Raw genomic sequence first — 21,241 nt, 5'->3', positions numbered from 1 at the left:
GCCGCGTCATCCTCGACCAGCCCGGCGCCGAGAAGCTGATCGGCATGGGCGATGGGCTGTTCCTGCCGATGGGCGCCAACAAGCCGATCCGACTGCAGGGCGCGTTCATCACCGACGAGGAGATCTCCGGCGTCGTCAACGCCACCAAGGATCAGGCCGAGCCGGAGTTCATCGAGGGTGTCACCGCGGTGAAGGCCGGTGAGCGCAAGGACGTCGATCCCGACATCGGCGACGACATGGACGTGTTCCTGCAGGCGGTCGAGCTCGTGGTGTCGTCGCAGTTCGGCTCCACCTCGATGCTGCAGCGCAAGCTGCGAGTCGGGTTCGCCAAGGCGGGCCGGCTGATGGATCTGATGGAGACGCGCGGCATCGTCGGGCCCTCCGAGGGTTCCAAGGGCGCGCGAGGTGCTGGTCAAGCCGACGAGCTGGCCGGCACGCTGGCCCTGATCCGCGGGGGCAGCGACGCCGTCGGAGGTGACGCGGACTGAGATTCGCTCCGGTCTCGTCGCGTCGGTCTCGTCGCGCCGAGATCGACGAAATGGCGCGATGCTCTCGCACTTTCCCGCCCAAATGTCGGTTTGGGCGGGAGGGGGTCAGAGCGTGAGCAGCATGCGGGTGTTGCCGAGGATGTTGGGCTTGACGTAGCTCAGGTCCAAGAACTCGGCCACACCGGTGTCGTAGGACCGGCACATCTCCTCGTAGACACTCCGCGGTCACCGGCGTGCCCTCGATCTCGCGGAAGCCGTGCCTGCCGAAGAACTCGGTCTCGAAGGTCAGCACGAAGATCCGCTGCAAGCGCAACTCCGTGGCCACGGCCAGCAACTGATCGACGATCGCGTGCCCCACGCCGCGGCCCCGCACCTTCGGATGCACCGCCACCGTGCGCACCTCGCCCAGATCGGACCACAGCACGTGCAACGCGCCGCACCCGATCACCTCGCCCTCGACTTCGGCCACCCAGAACTCCTGCACGGACTCGTACAGGGTCACCAGGTTCTTCTCGAGCAGGATGCGGCCCGCGTAGACGTCGACGAGAGCCTTGATGGCAGGCACGTCGGATGTCCTGGCCCGACGCACGACCACCTCACCAGGATCTGAGCTCACACGGGGAAGGGTATCGGTTCGGGCAACCAGTATTCTGTGTCGGTGCCGGGCCAACCACAGACCGATCCGGTGGTCCCGCGCGCTCGGGTGGCGAATCTGGCCAATGCGCTGACCGGTGTGCGACTGATCCTGGTCCCGGTGTTCCTGGCTTTCCTTTTCGTCGGAGACGGCCACGAAACCTTCTGGCGACAATGGCATTCACCGTGTTCACGGTCGCCGTCATCACCGACAGGCTCGACGGTGCCCTGGCCCGCAGCTATGGCATGGTGACCGAATTCGGCACGCTGATCGACCCGCTCGCCGACAAAGCCCTCATCGGTGCGGCCCTGATCGGGCTCTCGATGCTCGGCGACCTGCCCTGGTGGGTGACCGTGGTGATCCTGGCCCGTGAGCTCGGCGTCACGCTGCTGCGGCTCGTGGTGCTGCGGCACGGTGTCATCCCGGCCAGTCGCGGAGGCAAGCTCAAGACGCTGGTGCAGGCCGTAGCGATCGGGCTGTTGATCCTGCCGTTGACCGGTGCCTGGTCCACCGGTGCGTGGATCGTCATGCTCGCCGCCGTGGTGCTCACTGTCCTGACCGGGGCCGACTACTTCATCTCGGCGGTGAGGGACTCGCGTGGCCGACCCGCTCGACAGTGATCCTCTCGAGAACGAGGGCGCCCCGGGCGCTGGTCGCGGACCTGACCGTGCGCAGCCAGACCGTGCGCGGCCAGACCGTCGCGACAGCGGAGTCACTGACCGCAGGGCTGGTGGCGGCAACGCTGGCCGGAGTGCCCGGCTGCGAGTGCAGTGCTGCGCGGCGGGCTCATCACCTACACCGTCGAGACCAAGATCGCGCTCGCCGGGGTCGCCCCCGAACTCCTCGCCGACGTCGGCCCGGTCGCCGAGCCCACCGCACGAGCCATGGCCGTCGGCGCACAGCAGCGCTGCGGCGCCACCTGGGGGGTGGGGGCTGACCGGCGTCGCCGGCCCCGAACCGCACGGCGGCCATCCGGTCGGCACCGTGTTCGTGGGGCTCGCCGGACCCGTCGACACCGAGGTGCTCGCCCTGCGTCTCGACGGCAACACGCTGGCAGATCCGGCTCGCCGCGACGCACGCGGCCCTGCACCGGCTGCACGTCCTCGTCGAGAATCAGTGATACCGAGAGCCCACGAGCGGACGCATCGGGAACCATCCGGGGCCCGTCGTGCGTTGGGTCGAGTAACACGCCACCATGGTGTGCGGGTGTTGCGGCCGACAGCTGAGGTGAGGAGAGCGCGATGACGACACTGCTGCGCGAAGTGATCGGCGACGTGTTGCGGCGCGTGCGGGTCGAGCAGGGCCGGACCCTGCGTGAAGTCTCCGACACCGCGCGGGTCAGCCTCGGCTACCTCTCCGAGGTGGAACGCGGCCGCAAGGAAGCCTCCAGTGAACTGCTCAGCGCCATCTGCGGGGCGCTCGACGTGCCGTTGTCTCGGTGTTGTCCGAGGCCGGCGACGACATGGCGCTCGAAGAAGCCCGCACCGGGGTCAACACGTCGCGTATCGACGCCAGCACCAAGGTCGTCATCCCGCAGGCCGTCTCGCAGGCCGTCTCCATGGCGGTCGCCTGATCCCCACAGGGGTGTGGCGAGATGTACAGAACCGATAAGTTGGGTACCTGCGATGACAGGCGACCCACGTCGGTGACCCTGTTCCACTGACCCGAGACTTCGAGAAGGCGGACACGTTCTCATGGCCAATCCGTTCAGCAAGGCGTGGAAGTACCTGATGGCGCTGTTCAGCTCCAAGGTCGACGAGTACGCCGATCCCAGGTGCAGATCCAGCAGGCCATCGAAGAGGCGCAGCGCCAGCACCAGGCGCTGACGCAGCAGGCGGCCCAGGTGATCGGCAACCAGCGCCAGCTGGAGATGCGGCTCAACCGCCAGCTCGCCGACATCGAGAAGCTCCAGGTCAACGTGCGCCAGGCTCTGACGCTCGCCGACCAGGCCGTTGCCTCCGGAGACGCCCGCCAAGGCCACCGAGTACAACAACGCGGCCGAGGCGTTCGCCGCGCAGCTGGTGACCGCCGAGCAGAGCGTGGAGGACCTCAAGGGCCTGCACGATCAGGCCCTGCAGGCGGCGGGGCAGGCCAAGAAGGCCGTCGAGCAGAACGCCATGGTGCTGCAGCAGAAGATCGCCGAACGCACGAAGCTGCTGTCCCAGCTCGAGCAGGCCAAGATGCAGGAACAGGTCAGCGCGTCGCTGCGGTCCATGAGCGAGATCGCCGCACCGGGGTCCACCCCGAGCCTGGACGAGGTGCGCGACAAGATCGAACGCCGCTACGCCAACGCGATGGGCGCCGCCGAGCTGGCCCAGAACTCGGTGCAGGGCCGCATGATGGAAGTGCAGCAGGCCAGCGTCGGAGATGGCCGGCCACTCGCGACTCGAGCAGATCCGGGCGTCATGCGCGGTGAGCAGCTGCCCGCCGGCTCGGCCCAGGCGCCTGCGACCCCCACCCAGACCCCGGCCACCCCGGCTGCCAACCCGGCACCGGAAAATCCGCTGTCGCAATAACATTCACGGGAGCATGTGGTGAGCACTCGGACCCGACGACCCGACGCCTGGCGATCGCTCGCCCAGCGCGGCATCGACACCGCCGCGGAGTGGTCGGGCACGCTCGCCGACAAGCTGAACGCTGCCGCCGACCCGCGTGCCAAGCTGCTGCGCAAACGGCGCTGGGCGCTGCGCCTCGGCGTGTTCTTCGCGATCTCGTCGGTGTTCTGGGTGGGGGTGACCGCGCTGCTCGCCTCGTGGAACACCCCGGTGTGGGCGCTGTTCATCCCGTCGCCGATCGCCGTCGGTGCCGCGTTCCTCGCGACGCTGGCGTTCCTGCGGTACCGGTGGCTGCGCGGAGAGCCGCTGCCTCCGGCCCGCTCTGCGGCGGCGCGCCGGTTGCCGCCGTGGGGTTCGGCCGCGCGGGCGCCGATGGCGGCCCTGACGTCGTCCGAACGTGGACTCGTGTCCCTGCTCGGGGTGATGGAACGCGGCCGTCTCCTGCCGGAGGGGGAGCTGCGCGAGCTGCGTGCCGCCGCCGAACGGACAGCCGCCACGATGTCTGCGACTGCCGCCGAAGTGGTGTCGATGGAGCGCACGGTCAGCTCGGCTCCGCAGTCGCGTCCGCATCTGGCGCCCACGATCGCGGCGTTTTCCGCGCAGCTCGATCGCGGTGCCCGCCAGTACAGCGACATGGTCTCGGCGGCAGCGCAATTGGTGTCGGCCGCCAACTCTGGTTCGATGTCGAGCTCGCCGATGGTGCAGAGGCGCTACCGCGACGAGCTCACCTCGGCCACCGACCGGCTGACCGGATGGGCGCAGGCGTTCGACGAGCTGGGCAGGCTGCGGGCCTGAAAGCCGGCCTAGAAGCGGGGTCGTAGTGCCGGGACGACCAGTCCGACGAGCGCTTTCAGCGGCGCCTTCACCATGACATCGACCATGTCGAAGTAGTCCCGCCACAGCGTGATCTGTCCGTCGCGCACCTCGAACGCCCCGCACACCCAGAACTGCAGCCGCAGCGGACCCAGGATGATCGCGTCGGTGCGTTCGGTCAGGACCGTGCCGCCCTCGGCGGCCACCCGGTGAAAGGCGACGGCGAAGCCCATCTTGCCTTCGCCGCGGCGCAACAAACCCATGATGCGGCCGCGTCCCCGCAGGGACGGCAACCCCACGTTCTGCCAGACCAGATCCGGCGCGGCCAGCGATTCGACGGTGTCGAAGTCTTCGTCTTGCAGCGCCACCAGGAACTTCTGCACCAGCGCGGCGTTGTCGGTGGTCGGCAGCAGGGTGGGGCGGGCCTCGTCGGTCATACCGATCGACCCTAACGGCAGGTGCTGTGGCAGGGTAGCCCGCATGCGTGTCGCGGTGGTTGCCGGACCGGACCCCGGCCACGCGTTCCCCGCGATCGCGCTGTGCCAGCGTTTCCTGGCCGCCGGCGACGTGCCGACGCTGCTGACCGGCACCCGGTGGCTGGACACGGCGCGGGGGGAGGGGCTCGACGCCGTCGAGCTCGACGGCCTGCGGGTCATGACCGGTGACGACGACGCCGACGCGGGTGCGAAGATCCACGAGCGCGCGGCGCGGATGGCGGTGCTCAACAGAGAGCGCATCGCATCGCTGACTCCCGATGTGGTGGTGTCGGATTCGATCACCACCTGCGGGGGTCTGGTGGCCGACCTGATCGGTGTGCCGTGGATCGAGTTGAACACCCACCCGCTGTACCGGCCGTCGAAGGGCCTGCCCCCGCTGGGCAGTGGGCTGGCCCCAGGTGTGGGGCTGACGGGCCGGGCACGCGATGCGATGCTTCGGGCGCTCAGCGCACGGTCCTGGCGGGCGGGGTTGCGCCAGCGCGCCGCTGTGCGCGTCGAGATCGGGTTGCCTGCCGCCGACCCCGGCCCGCTGCGCCGGTTGATCGCGACGCTGCCCGCGCTGGAGGTGCCGCGCCCCGACTGGCCCGCCGAGGCCGTCGTCGTCGGTCCGCTGCACTACGAGCCGACGACGGCGGTGCTGGACCTGCCGCCCGGGGACGGGCCCGTGGTGATGGTGGCGCCGTCGACGGCGAGTACCGGGGCGGTCGCACTCGCCGATCTGGCGCTGCAGACCCTGGTTCCCGGGCAGGTGTTGCCGCAAGGCGCACGCGTCGCCGTGTCGCAGCTGCAGGGGCCGGATGGAGAAGTGCCGCCGTGGGCCGTGGTGGGGCTGGGTCGTCAGGACGAGCTGCTGTCCCGGGCGGATCTACTGGTGTGTGGCGCCGGCCACGGCATCGTGTCCAAAGGCCTACTCGCCGGAGTGCCGATGGTCGTGGTCCCCGGCGGTGGCGATCAGTGGGAGATCGCCAATCGCCTTGTGCGCCAAGGCAGTGCGGAACTCGTTCGACCGCTGAACGTCGAGACCCTGGGCGCGGCCACCACCGCGGTGCTGGGCTCGTCCCGTTACCGTGACGCGGCGCGGCGCGCCGGCGCCACCGCAGGTGCGGTGGCCGATCCTGTTCAGGTCTGTCACGACGCCCTGCGGGCTTCCGCGTAGGTTGGCCGTGTGCGGCTGACGGAATTCCGAGAGCTGGTCGAGCGGCAGTTCGGGGCGGTGCGGGCGTCGTCGATGCTGGTGGACCACGTGCTGATGACGCTGGGTGGCCGGACCGCCGCCCAGGCCATCGAGGACGGCGTGGAACCCCGCGACGTGTGGCGGGCGCTGTGCGCGGACTTCGACGTGCCGCGCGAGCAGTGGTGACGGTTACCGCGCGGCCAGCGCGCGCCCGAGGAACGCGACCTGGTCGGCCTTGACCTGGGGGTCGTGATAGATGTCGAAATGGCCGTACGGATAGTGCCGTAGTTCGGCGCGCGGGGCTCGCCCTGCGGCCTTCACCGTCGGCCCGGGCGGGGTGACCTTGTCGTCGTCGCAGACGCAGATCAGCAGCGGCATGGCGAGCCGGGCGGTTTTCGTCCTCGGTCGGTAGAACGGGAACCGCAGCATCAGGCGTGCCGCCAACTCGTTGCGCCACAACGAGTTCGGGCCACGGATCGCTTCCAGGCCCGGTTTGGCGTCCGGGGATGTCATCGCGGCGACCTCGCCGGGATCGCCGACCGCGGGCAGCATCACCGGCGCTGCGTTGCGCCAGGCGCGCAGCTGATCGCGGACCGCGGCCAGCATGACCGCGGGGACGATGCGGGTGGGCACGGCGAGCATCGAGGCCAGGGCGTCGGTGAACGGAGCCTGGGAGATCACGGCGGCGAGACGGGGGTCGTCGGCGGCGACCGCGAGGACGTGGCCCCCGCTGTAGGACGACCCCCAGGCCACGATGCGGTCGGGGTCGACACCGGGGAGGCCGCGTGCCCAGGCGATGACGGTGCGGTAGTCCTGCTGCTGACGGCCGATGTCGATCAGCTGCCGCGGCTCGCCGGTGGAGGCGCCGAAGTGCCGGTAGTCGAACAGCACCACGGTGTGGCCGGCGGCGCAGAACGCCTCGGCGTAGCCGGGCAGGGCGTCGTCGCGGGTGCCCGACAGGCCGTGGGCCATCACGATGCAGGCGGTGGGTCCCTGGGTGTGGTCCGGGGTGTAGAGATATGCGGCGAGCTGCTCGGTACCGGCGGGGATGCGCGCGTCCTGGGGCGTCGTCATGGTCGGAAACGTTATCCCGTCGGCGTGTCCGCTTGAATCGAACAGGTGTTCGTCTACTGTGGGTGGAGTTCGACCGCAGTCATCGGAAACAAACTTGTCGGTGGTCTCGCCTAGCGTCACGGCCAACCGACCGAGAACCGGTCAACAACGACTACCAGAAGAGGTATGACCATGGCTCCGCAGGCACCTGATCGCGAAAAGGCTCTCGAGCTCGCACTCGCGCAGATCGACAAGAACTTCGGCAAGGGCTCGGTGATGCGGCTGGGCGACGAGGTCCGCCAGCCGATTTCGGTCATCCCGACCGGTTCGATCTCCCTGGACGTCGCGCTCGGAATCGGTGGGCTGCCGCGCGGCCGCGTCGTCGAGATCTACGGCCCGGAGTCCTCCGGTAAGACCACGGTGGCCCTGCACGCCGTCGCAAATGCCCAAGCCGCCGGCGGCATCGCCGCGTTCATCGACGCGGAGCACGCACTGGACCCGGACTACGCCAAGAAGCTCGGCGTGGACACCGACGCGCTGTTGGTCAGCCAGCCCGACACCGGTGAGCAGGCGCTGGAGATCGCCGACATGCTGGTGCGGTCCGGGGCCATCGACCTCATCGTCATCGACTCGGTGGCCGCCCTGGTGCCGCGCGCCGAGATCGAGGGCGAGATGGGCGACAGCCACGTCGGTCTGCAGGCCCGGCTGATGAGCCAGGCCCTGCGCAAGATGACCGGCGCGCTGAACAATTCGGGCACCACCGCGATCTTCATCAATCAGCTCCGTGAGAAGATCGGCGTGATGTTCGGCTCGCCCGAGACCACCACGGGCGGTAAGGCACTGAAGTTCTACGCCTCGGTGCGCCTGGACGTGCGCCGGATCGAGACCCTCAAGGACGGCACCGACGCGGTGGGTAACCGCACCCGGGTCAAGGTCGTGAAGAACAAGGTCTCGCCGCCGTTCAAGCAGGCCGAGTTCGACATCCTCTACGGCCGCGGCATCAGTCGCGAGGGCTCGCTCATCGATATGGGTGTCGAGCACGGCTTTATCCGCAAGTCCGGCTCCTGGTTCACCTACGAGGGGGAACAGCTGGGGCAGGGCAAGGAGAACGCCCGCAACTTCCTGCTCGAGAACGTCGACACCGCCAACGAGATCGAGAAGAAGATCAAGGAGAAGCTCGGTATCGGCGCCGTCGTGACGGATGACGATGTCCTCCCCGCTCCCGTCGACTTCTGATCGTGCCGAGCAGGCGCGGGCCCTGTGCCTGCGCCTGCTCACCACACGGGCGCGTACCCGTTCCGAGTTGGAGACGCAGCTGGCCAAGCGTGGCTATCCCGACGACGTCGGCGCCGCGGTGCTCGATCGGCTGACCCAGGTCGGCCTGATCGACGACGAGGACTTCGCCGAACAGTGGGTGCGGTCACGGCGGCTGCATGCGGGAAAAGGCAAGCGCGCGTTAGCTGCCGAGCTCCGCAACAAGGGCGTCGATGGCGAGGTGATCAGCGCGGCGCTGTCCGGCATCGACGCGGACGCAGAACGGACCCGCGCCGAGCAGCTGGTCCGCGATCGGTTGCGTCGGGAGAAGCTCGGCGATCCGGGGGACCGGGATGCCGAGAACAAGGTGGCACGCCGTCTGGTCGGAATGCTGGCACGGCGCGGCTACAGCCAGACGATGGCACTCGACGTGGTCACCACGGAACTGGCCAACGAACGCGAGCGTCGACGGGTCTAGGAGCTCGCGCTACAGCGGCTGCTGGATACCCGTGGTGCGAAATCGGCTGCGGTACATGCTCGGTGTGACCCCGAGGGCGCGACGAAAGGTCCGCCGCATGGTGTCAGCGGATCCGAATCCGGCGCGGCGCGCCACCGCCTCTTGGCCGTGATCGCCGGTGGCCAACAGGACCTTCGCCGCCTCCAAGCGGGCTTGCTCGACGAAGCGCGCCGGCGTCATGCCGACGTGAATGCGGAACATGCGCACCAGATGCCGTTCGCTGACGGCGGCGCGATCGGCCAGCGCGGCGATCGAATGGTCGGCGGCGGGGTCGGTGATGATCGCGTCGAGGATGGCGCGCAGCCCGCTGGACACAACAGGCGCGGACTCGGTCCACACGCTGAATTGGGCCTGACCGCCGGGACGCTGGAGGAACACCACCATCCATCGCGCTACCCGCCGCGCCACGTCTGGTCCGTAGTCGCTTTCCACCAGGGCCAGCGCGAGATCGATGCCGGCGCTGATGCCGGCCCCGGTGATGAATCGCCCGTCCTGGACGAACAAGGAATCGGCGACGACCTCGACCTCCGGATACACCCTCGCGAGATGGCGGCAGTGCGCCCAGTGGGTGGTCGCGCGGCGGCCGTCGAGCAATCCGAGCGCGGCCAGCACGAAGGCGCCGGTGCACACCGACGCGACGCGACGTGCCCGCGGCGCCAGGACGTCCACCATGTCCAGCGCAGCAGGTACGTCGTCGGGCGTCCGTTCCTCAGGGATGTCGTGCTCGCCCGGTGTGAAGGCGAAATCCGGCGGCACCCCGCCCGGCACGATCAGGGTGTCGAACCGCGCGGGGACTTCGCTCAGCGCGCGGTGCACCTTGAGTGCGACGAACGACGTGGTCTCCACCGCAGCACCCGTCGGGGAGGCGAGGATGACCTCGTAGTCAGCTCCGAAATCGTTGGCGCGCGCGAAGATCTCCAACGGCGCCGCCACGTCCTGCAACGTGACCTTGTCGTAGAGGGCGAACACGATGGTCTTGGCTGCCTTCGACCGTCGAGTGTGCGTGGTGCGTGCTTGGGTCAGCCGCGCTGACCGCGCTGCCCTGCTGTCGTCGGCCACCGGCTGTGCCCCTTCGTCGCCCCCTGTGCGCTGATTGTGGTCGCTGTCCCACCGCGTTCGCTCGCGACGTCACGGACGAATGACGCTAACGCGGAGCTGTTACGACGGCATTGCCGATCGTCGCGGCCTGCGCAGACGCGCACGCCAGCCGCGCGATCTGCGGTGTCGGCGGCGGTGTCGACGTCCGGAACTGCGGGGATCGTGTCCGCTCCGGACGGCGGGTGACACATGAGATTTACGCACGCGAAACCTGTTGCCGTGAGGCTCTTTTTGACAGTACGCATGCCGCCCGGCACGCGGTCATCTGTGGCGAAGGTGAGCTCATCGATTCTCGAACGGCCTTGACGCTGAGCATCGGTGTCCTCGGCGGCGTCGCGGTCGCGCTGACCGCCGAGGTCATCACCGTGCCCATCTGGGTGGTGTTCCTGGCGTGGGCATCGTTCTTCTTCGTCGGCGGCGGCCCCGCCGGGTGGGTGCGCTCGGTTGCCTCGAATCTCACCGGCGTCGTCATCGCCTCGGCCAGTTTGTTCGCCGCGTACCTGCTCGGCGGCAGCCTGCTCGCGGTCGCAGTCGCCGTCGGCGTGGGTAGCGCGGTGATGGTGCAGGCGTCGTGGGTCGGGTTGCTGTCCACCACGCCGGCGGTCGTGGTCGGATTCGCCTCCACGGTGTCGACCGTCGCGGGGACAGGGAACGACGTCACCGTCACCACGATCTCTCACCCCGGCCTCGTCGCGGCGGTCGCCTGCCTGCTCGGAGCGTCGTTCGGTCTTCTGTCGGAATACCTCGCGACCGCGATGACCGCGAAGTCGGCCACCGCACCTGATGGAACCCCTGCCACGGAAGGAAATCCGGCCTGATGAAGCTGCAGCACTATCTCGGCGGACTGGAAGGTCTGCCGTCGCCATTGGCGCTCGAGAAGCGCGTGTTCGTCGAAGAGTGGGAGAAGCGCATCTTCGGCATCCACGTCGCGATGATGGGACTGTCGAACCATCTGGGCTCCGCTGCGCCGGCCTATCCGATCGACGCGGTGCCCACCACCTTCGCCGACGAATGGACCTGGGCCGACCTGCGGACCGGGGCCGAGGGAATGAATCCTTTCGACTACTTCAAGTTCCGCTACTACGAGAAGTGGCTCGGAGGCATCACGGCGTTCTTCGTCGAGAAGGGGTACATGACCGAAGAGGAACTCGCGGCGCGCATCGCCGAGACCACGTCTTCCGCACCGGCCACCGAGAGCCCGGAGATCGACGAGCAGGTGATCGCCTACTTGCGATCCGGTGACACGCCGCGGCGTGACATCGCCCACCCGATATTCGCCGTGGGCGACACGGTGCGGATCGCCAACCCGCGCTCCGATGCGCACAGCCGCCTTCCGGGATACCTGCGCGGCCGGGTCGGAACCGTGGAAAGGATCTTCGAAGGCGACTACGCCTACTTCTGCCAGACCGGCGACGGCATCGGCGCTCCGATGCCGATCTACATCGTGGCCTTCGACCCCGCCGAGATCTGGGGTGCCCGAGCCGAATCGGGCCCGCTGTCGTTGTACGCCGAATTGTTCGAGGCCTATCTGGAACCGATGGAGGAGTCATGACCGATCAATTCGCCTACCCGGCCGACCGGGAAGAGGCCAGCGCCAAGAAGGCCGCCGCACTCGAAGCGCTGCTGATCGAAAAAGGCGTCATCACCCCGCAGACGGTCGACAAGGTGCTCGCTTATTTCGAGACCGAGATGACCCCGCTCAACGGCAAGAAGATCGTGGTGAAAGCGTGGACCGACCCGGTGTTCGCCGAGAAGGTCGTCACCGACACCCCCGCCGCGATCGCGGAGCTCGACTTGCCCGATGGCATGGCCGGGGCGGAGGGTGAACATCTGCAGGCGGTGGCCAACACGGCCGGCGTCCACAACCTGGTGATCTGCACCCTGTGCTCGTGCTTCCCGTGGCCGGTGCTGGGTTTGCCGCCGTACTGGTACAAGGATCCGACGTTTCGGGCCAGGGCCGCCCGCGAACCGCGTGCGGTGCTGGCCGAGGTGGGCGTCGACCTGCCGGCCGAGACCGAGATCAAGGTCTGGGATTCCAGCGGGCATTCGCGATGGTTCGTGATCCCCGAAAGGCCCTCCGGGACTGAGGATTTCACTGACGAGATGCTGATGGACCTGGTCACCACCGAGTCGATGATCGGCGTCGCACTGGCGGGGTCGGCCCGATGAAGCTGCACGACACCTGCACCACTGACCAGGCGGCTCCGCAGTTCGACCACGAATGGCAGCGTCGTGCATTCGGATTGGCGCTCGCCCTGTCGGAATTCCGGCACTACCCGTGGAGTGAATTCCAGGAGACCCTGATCGCGACGATCGGGGAGTGGGAGGGCACCCCCGAATCCGAACGCGGACAGTGGGAGTACTACGACCACTGGGTGGCCACCCTGGAGAAGCTCGTCGACCGCCACGAACTCCTGACCGCCCCCCTACACACCGACGACGGCAACCACGCTGTCGCCCACGACCACTGAGGAAACAACGGCGATGAACCATGCGAACCCTGCCCTGGCCCTACCCCGGCTCGACGTCGACGCGGGCCGACTCGGTACTGCCGCCCGGCTGAGCGCCATCACGCTGCTGGCGCTGATCGGTTACTACTTCCTGGGGTACGACCAGGGTGCGGTGTCGGTCTTCGGGTCCGACACCCACATTCACGAATTCCTCCACGACGCGCGCCATCTCCTGGGGTTCCCGTGCCACTGACGGCATCGTCGAATGGGGTTCTGCGCTATCTCCTGCCGGGTGTGGTGGCCGGTGCGGTGACGTTCCTCGTCAGCCGGGTGCTGGTCGCACCGCTGATCGACGCCGCGGTGGACGCCGAGGCGGCGCTCGAACACGCCGCCGGCGGCGAGCATGCCCACGCCGCGGAGCTGTTCACCCGGTCGGTCCAGGAGAACGTCGGTGCGGCCGTCGGCGTCATCGGCTTCGGTGTCGTCATGGGTGTGCTGTTCGCGGTCGCGCACACCGTGGTGGCGCGTTCCCTGGCCACCCGTGGTGTCGCGCCGAACCCCACTGCGCTGGCGCTCCTGCTGGCCGGCGGGATGTTCGTGACGATCGCTCTCGTCCCGGCGCTGAAGTATCCGGCGAACCCGCCCGGCGTCGGGCTGGATGACACTGTCGCAGAACGGACCTCAGCGTCGCTGATGATGACGATCCTGTCGGTGGTGGTCGCCTGCGCCGCGCTGGCCGCGGTGGTGGTTGCCGCGCACCGTGTGCCGGGGTGGCGGCTCACGGGCGTCGCGGTGCTGGGCTACGCCGCGGTGATGTGCGTGGCAGCCGCCCTGCTGCCGAGCTTCCACGAGGTGCCTGACGGCTTTCCCGCCGAGACGCTCGCCGACTTCCGGCTGTACTCCGTGCTGATCCAGGCGGTGCTCTGGGCGGTCATCGGCAGCGTGTGGTCGTGGTTGGCGGCCCGCCGCCCGGTCAGGGACGAATCTTCCAGCGTCAGTCCGGTGTTCAGCGCGAGGTGACGGCGGGTTCGGCTGCGCCGAGATCGGCGGTCAGACTGCGGGTGATGACACGTCGTACCGCAATGAGCGTGACGACGCCGGCAATCGCCGTCCACGACATGTCCACGCTGAGGCGCAGAAGGCCGGCCGCAGTGAACAGGTCGATCATCGCGCGCAGCGCGGGCAGTGGCCGGCGGAAGACCAGCAGCGTGGCCACCCCGATCGTGATGCCGGCGATGGCCAGACACCATGACGCCTCGGCGACGACGGTCGAGAAGGCAGGGCTCAAGGCGGTGGCGCCGGGCGGGGCGGCTTCTGCGCGTCGATCTCCCGCTGCTCCTGGGCGATCTCGCGATTGAGGAAGTAGTTGAGCAGCGTCCGGATCGCCGCGATCGCGGCGAGCTTGCCGATCTCGGCGAACGACGGGGAGATCGCGGTGCGCAGCACATCGGCGGCGAGCTGGAACTCCAGCCCCAGCACCAGAAAGCGAGCCAGTGACAGCCGCACCGACGAGAACTGGTTGATGTCGCGCCGACCCAGTGCGGCAACGAATTTCACGATAGCGACCAGCGCACCGATCATGATGACGATCGCGCCGCACGCTTCGATCAACCGCACCATGGTGTCGACCAGGGTGCGCAGGGCCGATTCGGGCAAGATCTCCCAGGCCGCGAGTGTGACGGTCACACCCCGCGACTCCGGTCGCCCTGCAACTCCAGCGGCTCGGCCTCCAGCGGCGCCGGACCCTTGCGGGACCGTCGCAGGCGCGCCTCCAGCCGGGTGGCCAGCCACGACAGCGTGAAGTTCAGACAGATCATCAGCAGCGCGATCACGATCAGCGCCGGAATGTAGTTGCCGTAGGACGACCCGACGTTGGTGCCTTGACGCACCAACTCGACGAACGTGATCTGGTATCCCAGCGCGGTGTCCTTGAGGACGACGACGACCTGCGACACCAGCACCGGCAGCATCGAGGTGACGGCCTGCGGCAGCAGGATCGACCGCATCGTCTGCCCCGACGTCAGCCCGAGCGCCGAGGCGGCCTCGGCCTGCCCTCGCGGCAGGGCGTGCACACCGGCGCGCACGATCTCGGCGATCACGGCGCCGTTGTACAGCGTCAGACCCGTGATCACGCCTGCCAGCGCCAGGTACTTCGACGCGAACACGTCGTAGTTGGCGTAGAGGAAGTACGCGAAGATCATCATGATCAGCACCGGCACCGCGCGGAAGAACTCGACGATGACCGACGACACCCAGCGGATCGGGCGGTTCGTGGACAACCGGCCCACGCCCAGCAGGAAACCGAGCACCAGCGCCAACGCGATCGACACCGCCGCCGCGGTCAGGGTGCCTTCGATGCCGGGCAGGATGTAGGTCCGCCACAGATCGGGAGTCAGGAACGGCTCCCACTTGGCGGCGGTCAGCTGCCCCTTGGCGTCCAGCCGCGCGTAGACCACCCATGCGATCGCGAGCACCACGACCACGGTGATCGCCGATATCAGCCGGTTGCGGATCCGCGCCCGCGGCCCCGGCGCGTCGAAAAGCACCGACGACCCGGTCACGACGGCTCACCACCCCTCGGCGAGCAGACGCGAACTCGAGTGTTCGCGCGGCGTGTCACGCGAGTATGTATCTGCTCGCGGGAAGAAATCGTCACCGGGCCACCGCCAGTCGCCGGCCCAGCCAGCCGAACAGCAAGCCCAGCGGCAAGGTCAGGATCACGAAGCCGAGCGCGAAGATCGATCCCACCACGAGCACCGCCGCGGTGTTCTCGATCATCTCCTTCATCAGAAGCGCCGCCTCGGCCACCCCGATCGCCGAGGCAATCGTGGTGTTCTTGGTCAGCGCGATCAGCACCGAGCCCAGGGGAGCGATCACCGCACGAAACGCCTGCGGCAACAGGATGATTCGCAAGTTCTGGGAGAACGTGAACCCCAGCGAGCGCGCCGCCTCGGCCTGACCGAGCGGAACCGTGTTGACCCCCGAACGCACCGTCTCGCACACGAACGACGCCGTGTAGACGATGAATCCGAGGACCGCCAGGCGGAACCCGCTGTCGGCGATGAACGTCGGCGACGTCCGGTCGGCCAGCGTGATGCCCAACGTCTGCGCCAGCCCGAACGAGCAGAACAGCACGATCAGCGTCAACGGCGTGTTGCGCACGACGTTGACATAGGCGGTGCCCAGCCAGTTCAGCATCGGCACCGGCGCCAGCCGCATCGCGGCCAGCACCGTGCCCAACACCAGCGCGCCGATCGCCGAGAACACCGTCAGCTGAATCGTCGTCCAGAACGCCTCGAAGATCTCGGCGCGGTACTCGGTGAAGATGTCCACTGCGGAGCCGGACCCCGCGACTACTTGTCCAGCGGCGGCGGCGCGGGTGCCGTGATACCGGCGGGCCCGAGGTTCTTGTCGAACGCCGCCTTCCACGCCCCGCTGTCTTCCATCTTCTTCAGCGCGTCGTTGATCTTGGTCTGCAGCTCGGTGTCGTCCTTCTTCAGGCCGATTCCGTAGCGCTCCTCGGAGAATGGCTCGCCGACGATCTTGAACGTGCCCGGGCTCTGCGCCGCGTAGCCGGCGAGGATGACCTCGTCGGTGGTGACCGCGTCCACGGCGCCGTTCTTGATCGACTCGATGCACGCCGAGTAGGTGTCGAACTGCTGCAGCTGCACCTTCGGGTACTCGTCCTTGATTTTCTGCGCCGGCGTCGAACCCGACACCGAGCACAGGATCTTGCCCTCCAGCGACGCCTTGTCGGTGATGTCGTTGTTGTCCGCCCGCACCAGCAGGCTCTGGCCGGTGATGAGATACGGACCGGCGAACGACACCTTCTCCTTGCGGGCGTCGGTGATCGAGTACGTCGCGGCGATGAAGCTCACCTGACCGTTCTGGATCAGGTTCTCCCGCTGCGACGACGGGGATTCCTTCCACTCGATCTTGTCCGGCGCGTACCCGAGTTCCCCGGCGACGTAGGTCGCGACGTCGACGTCGAACCCGCTCATCGTGCCGTCGGGGTTCTTCATGCCCAGGCCCGGCTGGTCGAACTTGGTGCCGATGACGATGGTGTCACCACCCCCGCCACCGCCTCCGCTGGTGCCCCCACCACCGCATGCGGTCGCGGCGAACGGGAGGGCGACGGCCAGCGCGAGTGCGGCCACCGCGCGTGTGGAGAAAGCCGGCCTAAAAACCATGGTCAGGGGATTCCTTTCGCAATCAGTGATGCAGGATTTTGCCGAGGAAGTCCTTGGCGCGATCAGAGGTCGGATTGTCGAAGAACTGGGCGGGTTCGGCGTCCTCGACGATCGACCCGTCGGCCATGAACACCACGCGGTGCGCGGCGCGGCGGGCGAAGCCCATCTCGTGGGTGACCACGAGCATCGTCATACCGTCGGACGCCAGGTCGGTCATCACCGACAGCACCTCGTTGATCATCTCCGGATCGAGTGCGCTGGTCGGTTCGTCGAACAGCATCACCTTCGGGCTCATCGCCAGCGACCGCGCGATCGCCACCCGCTGCTGCTGCCCACCCGAGAGCTGCGCCGGATACTTGTCGGCCTGGTTGGCCACGCCGACGCGTTCGAGGAGCGTCATCGCAGCGGCGCGTGCGTCGCCCTTGCCCTTCTTGCGCACCTTGACCGGGGCCAGCATGACGTTCTCGACGATCGTCTTGTGGGCGAACAGGTTGAAGGACTGGAACACCATGCCGACGTCGCTACGCAGCTGGGCGAGCTTGCGGCCCTCCGCGGGCAGTGTCTGCCCATCGATCGTGATGGTGCCCGAATCGATGGTCTCGAGTCGATTGATGGTGCGGCACAAGGTCGATTTGCCGGAGCCCGACGGGCCGATCACGACGATGACCTGTCCCTTGCCGACTTCGAGGTTGATGTCCTGGAGGACGTGCAGGGAGCCGAAGTGCTTGTTGACCCCCTTCATCGAGATCATCGGCACGTCAGGGGACTCCCTGGGGCTCTCCATGGGAGCTGACCTTACCCAGGGAACGCACAGATGGCCCCGCAACTTGCGCAAACTGCCGCTGGACGGGCCGCCCAGCCGGCCGCCGTAGGATGGGCGCCGTGACTTCGGTGGTGACCAGGCAGGGCGACGCGGCGGCAACCGACCGCCCGGCGCGCACTTTCCAGGTCCGCACCTACGGCTGCCAGATGAACGTGCACGACTCCGAGCGCCTCGCCGGCCTGCTCGAAGAGGCCGGCTACCAGCGCGCCGCAGACGGTGCGGACCCCGACATCGTGGTGTTCAACACCTGCGCGGTGCGGGAGAACGCGGACAACAAGCTCTACGGGAACCTCAGCCACCTCGCGCCCCGCAAGCACGCCGAACCCGACATGCAGATCGCCGTCGGTGGCTGCCTGGCGCAGAAGGATCGCGACACCGTGCTGCGCAAGGCACCGTTCGTCGACGTGGTGTTCGGCACCCACAACATCGGCTCGCTGCCGGCACTGCTGGACCGTGCCAGGCACAACCGCACCGCCCAGGTCGAGATCGCCGAAGCCCTGCGCGAATTTCCGTCGTCGTTGCCGGCGCGCCGCGAATCCGCTTACGCCGCTTGGGTTTCGATCTCGGTCGGCTGCAACAACACGTGCACGTTCTGCATCGTTCCCTCGCTGCGCGGCAAAGAGGTCGATCGCAGGCCCGGTGACGTACTGGCCGAGGTGCAGTCGCTGGTCGACCAGGGCGTGCTGGAGATCACGCTGCTCGGCCAGAACGTCAACGCCTACGGCGTGTCGTTCGCCGACCTGGAGCAGCCGCGTGACCGCGGCGCGTTCGCCAAGCTGCTGCGCGCGTGCGGGCGGATCGACGGGCTGGAGCGCGTGCGCTTCACCTCGCCGCACCCGGCCGAGTTCACCGACGACGTCATCGAGGCGATGGCCGAGACCCCGAACGTCTGCCCGACGCTGCACATGCCGCTGCAGTCCGGTTCCGACAGGGTGCTGCGGGCGATGCGTCGCTCGTACCGTGCCGACAAATACCTCGGCATCATCGAGCGCGTGCGCGCCGCGATCCCGGACGCAGCCATCACGACCGACATCATCGTCGGTTTCCCCGGGGAGACCGAGGAGGACTTCCAGGCCACCCTCGACGTGGTCGCCGCGGCCCGGTTCTCCAGCGCGTTCACGTTCCAGTACAGCAAGCGGCCCGGGACGCCGGCCGCCGAGCTGCCCGACCAGGTCGCCAAAGATGTTGTCTCGCAGCGCTATCAGCGGTTGATCGACCTGCAGGAGCGAATCTCGCTGGAGGAGAACGCAGCTCAGATCGGCAGGACCGTCGAATTGCTCGTCGCGACGGGGGAGGGGCGCAAGGACACCGCCACCGCCCGCATGTCCGGGCGGGCACGCGACGGGCGCCTCGTGCACTTCGCGCCCGGAACCGACGCGGGGGCCATCCGTCCCGGCGACATCGTCGTCACCACGGTCACCGGCGCCGCGCCCCACCACCTGATCGCCGACGCGAGCCTGAGCGCGCACCGGCGCACCCGCGCCGGCGACGCGCACGAGAGCGGACAACGGCCCCGCACCGGGACCGGTCTCGGCATGCCCGGCATCGGTGCGCCGGCCCAGACCGCGCCGCTAGTGGCGGGATGTACCCGATGAGCGACCGTCCCGACGACTTCGACCATCTCCGCGAGGACCTCGAGGAGGCCGAGCGCCGCATCGCCCGCGAGATCGACCCGGGACCTCGCGCGCTGGCCATCGCGATCTTCGTGTTCGCCCTGCTGGCCACGCTCGCGCTGCCGCACGCCGGCGACGCGCGCGGCCTGGACGTGCTGGCCGGCTCCGACGCCGCCCACGCCAGCGCGATCGCGTTGCCTCACAAGGTGTTCGCCTGGCTGGCGATCGTGTTCGGGGCGGGATTCTCGATCCTCGCCCTGCTCACCCGCCGCTGGGCGCTGGCGTGGATCGCGCTCGCCGGCTGCACCGTGGCGTCGTTCCTCGGACTGCTGGCCGTGTGGTCCCGCCAGACAGCGGCCGCGCCATACCCGGGGCCCGGCATCGGGCTGCTGATCGCGTGGTTCTCGGTGATCCTGCTGGCCTACCACTGGGCCCGCGTGGTCGCCGCGCGCAGTGCGCTGCAGCTGGCCACCGAAGAGCACCGTCGCCGGCTCCTCGCCGAACGCGAGAGCAAGAGCCTGCTCGACACGTTCGGTGACGAGGACACGCCGAAGTAGCCGGCTAGCGCCGCTTCTCGAGCGACTCGGCAGCCGCCTCGGCCCACTGCCGCCACTGCTGCGCACTGGCCCTGGCCTGCTCGGCGTCCTTAGAGCGACCCGCAGCCTCGGCCTTCTCTGCCTGGCGTTCGAACTGCTCGGCCCGCTCCCGGAACTGGTCCGCGCGCGCCTGCGCCTCCGGGTCCACGCCGCCGGTCGGGGCGTCGCGGATCTTCTTCTCCACCGCACGCATGCGCCGTTCGAGTTCGGGCGCCCGCTCCCGGGGGACCTTGCCGATGGCGTCCCATTTGTCACCGATCGTGCGGAGTGCCGCGCGCGCGGCGTCGCGGTCGGAGGCGTCGATCCGCTCCGCCTCGGCCAGCAAGGCCTCCTTGGCTTCGGCGTTGGCCGTGAACTCGGCGTCGCGCTCTTTGGTGGCGGCGTTACGGGCCGCGAAGAACGTGTCCTGGGCGCCCTTGAACCGCTGCCACAGCGTGTCGTCGACGTCCTTGGACGCCCGGCCCGCCGCCTTCCACTCGGTCAGCAGATCCCGGAACGTCGCCGACGTGGCTCCCCAGTCGGTGGAGCCGGAGAGTTCCTCGGCGCGCACACACAGCGCCTCCTTCGCCTGCCGGGCGCCGGCGCGTTCACGGTCCAACTCGGCGAAGTGCGAACCGCGGCGCCGGTTGAACGTCTCGCGTGCCGCGGAATAGCGCTTCCACAGCGCGTCGTCGGTCTTGCGGTCGACCCCGCTGATCGTCTTCCACTCGTCGAGGATGGCGCGCAACCGGTCACCGGCGGCCTTCCACTGCGTCGCCGTGGCGGCCAGCTCCTCGGCCTCGACGGCCAGGGCCTCCTTGCGCGCCGTCTGCTGGGTGCGGAACTCCTCGCGCTTGGCCTTCTCCTCCTGCGAGGCGCTGTCGGCCTGGGTGACGATCGCCGCCAGCCGCTCGGACAACGAATCCACATCGCCGAGCACGTGGGCCTCGGGCAGGCCCTCGGCGAGCGCCACCGCGGCGGTGCGGATCTTGCGGGCATCGCCCGAACCCGACGCCAGCCGATGCTCCAGGAGGACCACCTCGGCGTGCAGATCGTCGAACCGGCGTCCGAAGTGCGCATAGGCCGCTTCGGCATCACCCGCCTGCCACGATCCGATCTGCCGCTCCCCGGCAGCGGTGACCAGCCACACCGTGCCGTCCGCGTCGACGCGGCCGAAGCGGTGCGGGTCGACCGACGGCACCGTGGCGACGACCGGCGCGGCCGCCGGCGCCGCCGGACGCGGAACGGGACGCGCCGGGCCGGGCTTGGGCCTGGCGCTCGACGGGCCCGGGCGTGGCGGTGACGCCGTCGCAGCGCCTGTCTCGGGTGCGCCGTTGTCTGCGGATTCGCCCGGTTCGGTCGTCGTCATGTCAGCTACCTCGTGTCTCCGCGCGGGGTCCCGCGCACCTGCCGCGCAGCGCGGCGCCTGAAGATGGTGTGACCGCTATTCAAACAGGTCGCCCGGCGCTGCGCCCACGGCTTCGCGCCCACGGTCTCTACGCTCGGT

At 68.7% G+C, this 21,241-nt stretch carries 25 protein-coding genes and 4 pseudogenes; 18 read left to right on the top strand and 11 right to left on the bottom strand.

All coding sequences use genetic code 11. The features are described from left to right. Nucleotides 1-488, top strand: a 488-nt coding sequence (locus PGN37_RS14030; RefSeq protein ID WP_335331616.1) for a DNA translocase FtsK, incomplete at its 5' end; no start/stop codon positions are given. A 105-nt stretch (nucleotides 489-593) separates the two neighbouring features. Here PGN37_RS14030 and PGN37_RS14025 read toward each other — a convergent pair. After that, nucleotides 594-1,104 (bottom strand): annotated as a pseudogene (locus tag PGN37_RS14025) (amino-acid N-acetyltransferase). Between the two features lie 42 nt (nucleotides 1,105-1,146). On the opposite strand from PGN37_RS14025, the pseudogene pgsA reads away from it, so the two are divergent. From pgsA to pspM, 5 genes and pseudogenes are all read left to right on the top strand, one after another. After that, a pseudogene (gene pgsA, locus PGN37_RS14020) lies at nucleotides 1,147-1,742 on the top strand (CDP-diacylglycerol--glycerol-3-phosphate 3-phosphatidyltransferase). Then, a pseudogene (locus tag PGN37_RS14015) lies at nucleotides 1,720-2,242 on the top strand (CinA family protein). Before pgsA ends, PGN37_RS14015 begins: the two co-directional pseudogenes overlap by 23 nt. A gap of 121 nt (nucleotides 2,243-2,363) precedes the next feature. Then, the gene (locus PGN37_RS14010) at nucleotides 2,364-2,771 is read left to right on the top strand and encodes a helix-turn-helix domain-containing protein (RefSeq protein WP_335331615.1); all 408 of its coding nucleotides are present in this window, start codon (nucleotides 2,364-2,366) and stop codon (nucleotides 2,769-2,771) included. A gap of 45 nt (nucleotides 2,772-2,816) precedes the next feature. Then, a pseudogene (gene pspA, locus PGN37_RS14005) lies at nucleotides 2,817-3,638 on the top strand (phage shock protein PspA). A gap of 18 nt (nucleotides 3,639-3,656) precedes the next feature. Further along, nucleotides 3,657-4,472 carry a phage shock envelope stress response protein PspM gene (gene pspM, locus PGN37_RS14000; RefSeq protein WP_335331614.1) on the top strand — a complete coding sequence of 272 codons (816 nt, stop codon included), beginning with the start codon at nucleotides 3,657-3,659 and terminating at the stop codon, nucleotides 4,470-4,472. A gap of 8 nt (nucleotides 4,473-4,480) precedes the next feature. Here pspM and PGN37_RS13995 read toward each other — a convergent pair whose 3' ends face one another. Further along, on the bottom strand, nucleotides 4,481-4,927 hold the full coding sequence (locus PGN37_RS13995; RefSeq protein ID WP_335331613.1) for a limonene-1,2-epoxide hydrolase family protein: 447 nt from the start codon (nucleotides 4,925-4,927) through the stop codon (nucleotides 4,481-4,483). Nucleotides 4,928-4,970: 43 nt separating this feature from the next. Between PGN37_RS13995 and PGN37_RS13990 the strand changes: the two genes are divergently transcribed. Continuing rightward, entirely contained in the window at nucleotides 4,971-6,143 is a 1,173-nt protein-coding gene (locus PGN37_RS13990) for a glycosyltransferase (protein ID WP_335331612.1), read from the top strand. A 9-nt stretch (nucleotides 6,144-6,152) separates the two neighbouring features. After that, complete coding sequence (locus tag PGN37_RS13985) at nucleotides 6,153-6,347, top strand: DUF3046 domain-containing protein (RefSeq protein WP_335331611.1); 195 nt, start codon at nucleotides 6,153-6,155, stop codon at nucleotides 6,345-6,347. A 3-nt stretch (nucleotides 6,348-6,350) separates the two neighbouring features. On the opposite strand, the gene PGN37_RS13980 is transcribed toward PGN37_RS13985, so the two are convergent. Beyond that, nucleotides 6,351-7,235, bottom strand: coding sequence for an alpha/beta hydrolase (locus PGN37_RS13980; RefSeq protein ID WP_335331610.1), 885 nt, complete (start codon nucleotides 7,233-7,235; stop codon nucleotides 6,351-6,353). Between the two features lie 171 nt (nucleotides 7,236-7,406). On the opposite strand from PGN37_RS13980, the gene recA reads away from it, so the two are divergent. Both recA and recX read left to right on the top strand, forming a co-directional pair. Next, nucleotides 7,407-8,450: a recombinase RecA gene (recA, locus tag PGN37_RS13975; protein WP_335331633.1), complete on the top strand. Its 1,044-nt coding sequence runs from the start codon at nucleotides 7,407-7,409 to the stop codon at nucleotides 8,448-8,450. Then, nucleotides 8,416-8,946: a recombination regulator RecX gene (gene recX, locus PGN37_RS13970; protein ID WP_335331609.1), complete on the top strand. Its 531-nt coding sequence runs from the start codon at nucleotides 8,416-8,418 to the stop codon at nucleotides 8,944-8,946. The genes recA and recX overlap by 35 nt, the downstream gene beginning before the upstream one ends. Nucleotides 8,947-8,955: 9 nt before the next feature. On the opposite strand, the gene PGN37_RS13965 is transcribed toward recX, so the two are convergent. Beyond that, on the bottom strand, nucleotides 8,956-10,008 hold the full coding sequence (locus tag PGN37_RS13965) for a GlxA family transcriptional regulator (protein WP_335331632.1): 1,053 nt from the start codon (nucleotides 10,006-10,008) through the stop codon (nucleotides 8,956-8,958). Between the two features lie 359 nt (nucleotides 10,009-10,367). On the opposite strand from PGN37_RS13965, the gene PGN37_RS13960 reads away from it, so the two are divergent. The 6 genes from PGN37_RS13960 to PGN37_RS13935 are packed head-to-tail and all read left to right on the top strand — an operon-like array spanning nucleotide 10,368 to nucleotide 13,553. Next, the gene (locus PGN37_RS13960) at nucleotides 10,368-10,901 is read left to right on the top strand and encodes a DUF1097 domain-containing protein (RefSeq protein ID WP_335331631.1); all 534 of its coding nucleotides are present in this window, start codon (nucleotides 10,368-10,370) and stop codon (nucleotides 10,899-10,901) included. Beyond that, nucleotides 10,901-11,635 carry a nitrile hydratase subunit beta gene (gene nthB / locus PGN37_RS13955; protein WP_335331608.1) on the top strand — a complete coding sequence of 245 codons (735 nt, stop codon included), beginning with the start codon at nucleotides 10,901-10,903 and terminating at the stop codon, nucleotides 11,633-11,635. Before PGN37_RS13960 ends, nthB begins: the two co-directional genes overlap by 1 nt. Next, nucleotides 11,632-12,252 carry a nitrile hydratase subunit alpha gene (nthA, locus tag PGN37_RS13950; protein ID WP_335331607.1) on the top strand — a complete coding sequence of 207 codons (621 nt, stop codon included), beginning with the start codon at nucleotides 11,632-11,634 and terminating at the stop codon, nucleotides 12,250-12,252. The genes nthB and nthA overlap by 4 nt, the downstream gene beginning before the upstream one ends. Next, complete coding sequence (locus PGN37_RS13945) at nucleotides 12,249-12,554, top strand: nitrile hydratase accessory protein (protein ID WP_335331606.1); 306 nt, start codon at nucleotides 12,249-12,251, stop codon at nucleotides 12,552-12,554. The genes nthA and PGN37_RS13945 overlap by 4 nt, the downstream gene beginning before the upstream one ends. 13 nt (nucleotides 12,555-12,567) lie before the next feature. Then, a complete protein-coding gene (locus PGN37_RS13940) occupies nucleotides 12,568-12,786 on the top strand; it encodes a CbtB domain-containing protein (protein ID WP_335331605.1) in 219 nt (72 codons plus the stop codon). Continuing rightward, nucleotides 12,777-13,553 (top strand): CbtA family protein, encoded by a 777-nt coding sequence (locus PGN37_RS13935; RefSeq protein WP_335331604.1) that lies wholly within the window; start codon nucleotides 12,777-12,779, stop codon nucleotides 13,551-13,553. The genes PGN37_RS13940 and PGN37_RS13935 overlap by 10 nt, the downstream gene beginning before the upstream one ends. Here the strand turns inward: PGN37_RS13935 and PGN37_RS13930 are convergent. The 6 genes from PGN37_RS13930 to PGN37_RS13905 all read right to left on the bottom strand — a co-directional run bounded on the left by PGN37_RS13930 (nucleotide 13,540) and on the right by PGN37_RS13905 (nucleotide 17,474). Then, nucleotides 13,540-13,821: a hypothetical protein gene (locus tag PGN37_RS13930; protein WP_335331603.1), complete on the bottom strand. Its 282-nt coding sequence runs from the start codon at nucleotides 13,819-13,821 to the stop codon at nucleotides 13,540-13,542. The two genes, PGN37_RS13935 and PGN37_RS13930, sit on opposite strands and share 14 nt — an antisense overlap. Further along, nucleotides 13,818-14,219, bottom strand: coding sequence for a DUF1622 domain-containing protein (locus PGN37_RS13925; protein WP_335331602.1), 402 nt, complete (start codon nucleotides 14,217-14,219; stop codon nucleotides 13,818-13,820). The genes PGN37_RS13930 and PGN37_RS13925 overlap by 4 nt, the downstream gene beginning before the upstream one ends. After that, nucleotides 14,216-15,094: an amino acid ABC transporter permease gene (locus tag PGN37_RS13920; RefSeq protein ID WP_335331601.1), complete on the bottom strand. Its 879-nt coding sequence runs from the start codon at nucleotides 15,092-15,094 to the stop codon at nucleotides 14,216-14,218. The genes PGN37_RS13925 and PGN37_RS13920 overlap by 4 nt, the downstream gene beginning before the upstream one ends. Nucleotides 15,095-15,185: 91 nt before the next feature. Next, the gene (locus tag PGN37_RS13915) at nucleotides 15,186-15,866 is read right to left on the bottom strand and encodes an amino acid ABC transporter permease (protein ID WP_335331600.1); all 681 of its coding nucleotides are present in this window, start codon (nucleotides 15,864-15,866) and stop codon (nucleotides 15,186-15,188) included. Between the two features lie 20 nt (nucleotides 15,867-15,886). Further along, nucleotides 15,887-16,723: a glutamate ABC transporter substrate-binding protein gene (locus PGN37_RS13910; protein ID WP_335331599.1), complete on the bottom strand. Its 837-nt coding sequence runs from the start codon at nucleotides 16,721-16,723 to the stop codon at nucleotides 15,887-15,889. Nucleotides 16,724-16,745: 22 nt separating this feature from the next. Continuing rightward, on the bottom strand, nucleotides 16,746-17,474 hold the full coding sequence (locus tag PGN37_RS13905) for an amino acid ABC transporter ATP-binding protein (RefSeq protein ID WP_335331630.1): 729 nt from the start codon (nucleotides 17,472-17,474) through the stop codon (nucleotides 16,746-16,748). Nucleotides 17,475-17,596: 122 nt separating this feature from the next. On the opposite strand from PGN37_RS13905, the gene miaB reads away from it, so the two are divergent. After that, nucleotides 17,597-19,141: a tRNA (N6-isopentenyl adenosine(37)-C2)-methylthiotransferase MiaB gene (miaB, locus tag PGN37_RS13900; protein ID WP_335331598.1), complete on the top strand. Its 1,545-nt coding sequence runs from the start codon at nucleotides 17,597-17,599 to the stop codon at nucleotides 19,139-19,141. Further along, entirely contained in the window at nucleotides 19,138-19,716 is a 579-nt protein-coding gene (locus tag PGN37_RS13895; RefSeq protein ID WP_335331597.1) for an Rv2732c family membrane protein, read from the top strand. The genes miaB and PGN37_RS13895 overlap by 4 nt, the downstream gene beginning before the upstream one ends. Nucleotides 19,717-19,720: 4 nt before the next feature. Here the strand turns inward: PGN37_RS13895 and PGN37_RS13890 are convergent, their stop codons facing one another. Beyond that, nucleotides 19,721-21,103 (bottom strand): DUF349 domain-containing protein, encoded by a 1,383-nt coding sequence (locus PGN37_RS13890; RefSeq protein WP_335331596.1) that lies wholly within the window; start codon nucleotides 21,101-21,103, stop codon nucleotides 19,721-19,723. Between the last annotated feature and the right edge of the window lie 138 nt (nucleotides 21,104-21,241).

This window comes from Mycobacterium kyogaense (genome assembly GCF_036946525.1).
GTDB classification, from domain to species: Bacteria; Actinomycetota; Actinomycetes; order Mycobacteriales; family Mycobacteriaceae; genus Mycobacterium; species Mycobacterium kyogaense_A.
The sequence above is the reverse complement of the archived record's forward strand: the minus strand, read 5'-3'. Positions and strand labels throughout refer to the sequence as shown.

What these genes read in the sequence shown, in the direction of transcription:
- miaB (WP_335331598.1), top strand. Translation starts at nt 17,597, where the DNA reads ATGGGCGCCGTGACTTCGGTGGTGACCAGGCAGGGCGACGCGGCGGCA.
- PGN37_RS13895 (WP_335331597.1), top strand. Translation starts at nt 19,138, where the DNA reads ATGAGCGACCGTCCCGACGACTTCGACCATCTCCGCGAGGACCTCGAG.
- PGN37_RS13995 (WP_335331613.1), bottom strand. Translation starts at nt 4,927, where the DNA reads ATGACCGACGAGGCCCGCCCCACCCTGCTGCCGACCACCGACAACGCC.
- PGN37_RS13905 (WP_335331630.1), bottom strand. Translation starts at nt 17,474, where the DNA reads ATGATCTCGATGAAGGGGGTCAACAAGCACTTCGGCTCCCTGCACGTC.
- nthB (WP_335331608.1), top strand. Translation starts at nt 10,901, where the DNA reads ATGAAGCTGCAGCACTATCTCGGCGGACTGGAAGGTCTGCCGTCGCCA.
- PGN37_RS13940 (WP_335331605.1), top strand. Translation starts at nt 12,568, where the DNA reads ATGAACCATGCGAACCCTGCCCTGGCCCTACCCCGGCTCGACGTCGAC.
- recA (WP_335331633.1), top strand. Translation starts at nt 7,407, where the DNA reads ATGGCTCCGCAGGCACCTGATCGCGAAAAGGCTCTCGAGCTCGCACTC.
- PGN37_RS14010 (WP_335331615.1), top strand. Translation starts at nt 2,364, where the DNA reads ATGACGACACTGCTGCGCGAAGTGATCGGCGACGTGTTGCGGCGCGTG.
- PGN37_RS13990 (WP_335331612.1), top strand. Translation starts at nt 4,971, where the DNA reads ATGCGTGTCGCGGTGGTTGCCGGACCGGACCCCGGCCACGCGTTCCCC.
- recX (WP_335331609.1), top strand. Translation starts at nt 8,416, where the DNA reads ATGACGATGTCCTCCCCGCTCCCGTCGACTTCTGATCGTGCCGAGCAG.
- PGN37_RS13890 (WP_335331596.1), bottom strand. Translation starts at nt 21,103, where the DNA reads ATGACGACGACCGAACCGGGCGAATCCGCAGACAACGGCGCACCCGAG.
- PGN37_RS13945 (WP_335331606.1), top strand. Translation starts at nt 12,249, where the DNA reads ATGAAGCTGCACGACACCTGCACCACTGACCAGGCGGCTCCGCAGTTC.
- PGN37_RS13910 (WP_335331599.1), bottom strand. Translation starts at nt 16,723, where the DNA reads ATGGTTTTTAGGCCGGCTTTCTCCACACGCGCGGTGGCCGCACTCGCG.
- PGN37_RS13980 (WP_335331610.1), bottom strand. Translation starts at nt 7,235, where the DNA reads ATGACGACGCCCCAGGACGCGCGCATCCCCGCCGGTACCGAGCAGCTC.
- nthA (WP_335331607.1), top strand. Translation starts at nt 11,632, where the DNA reads ATGACCGATCAATTCGCCTACCCGGCCGACCGGGAAGAGGCCAGCGCC.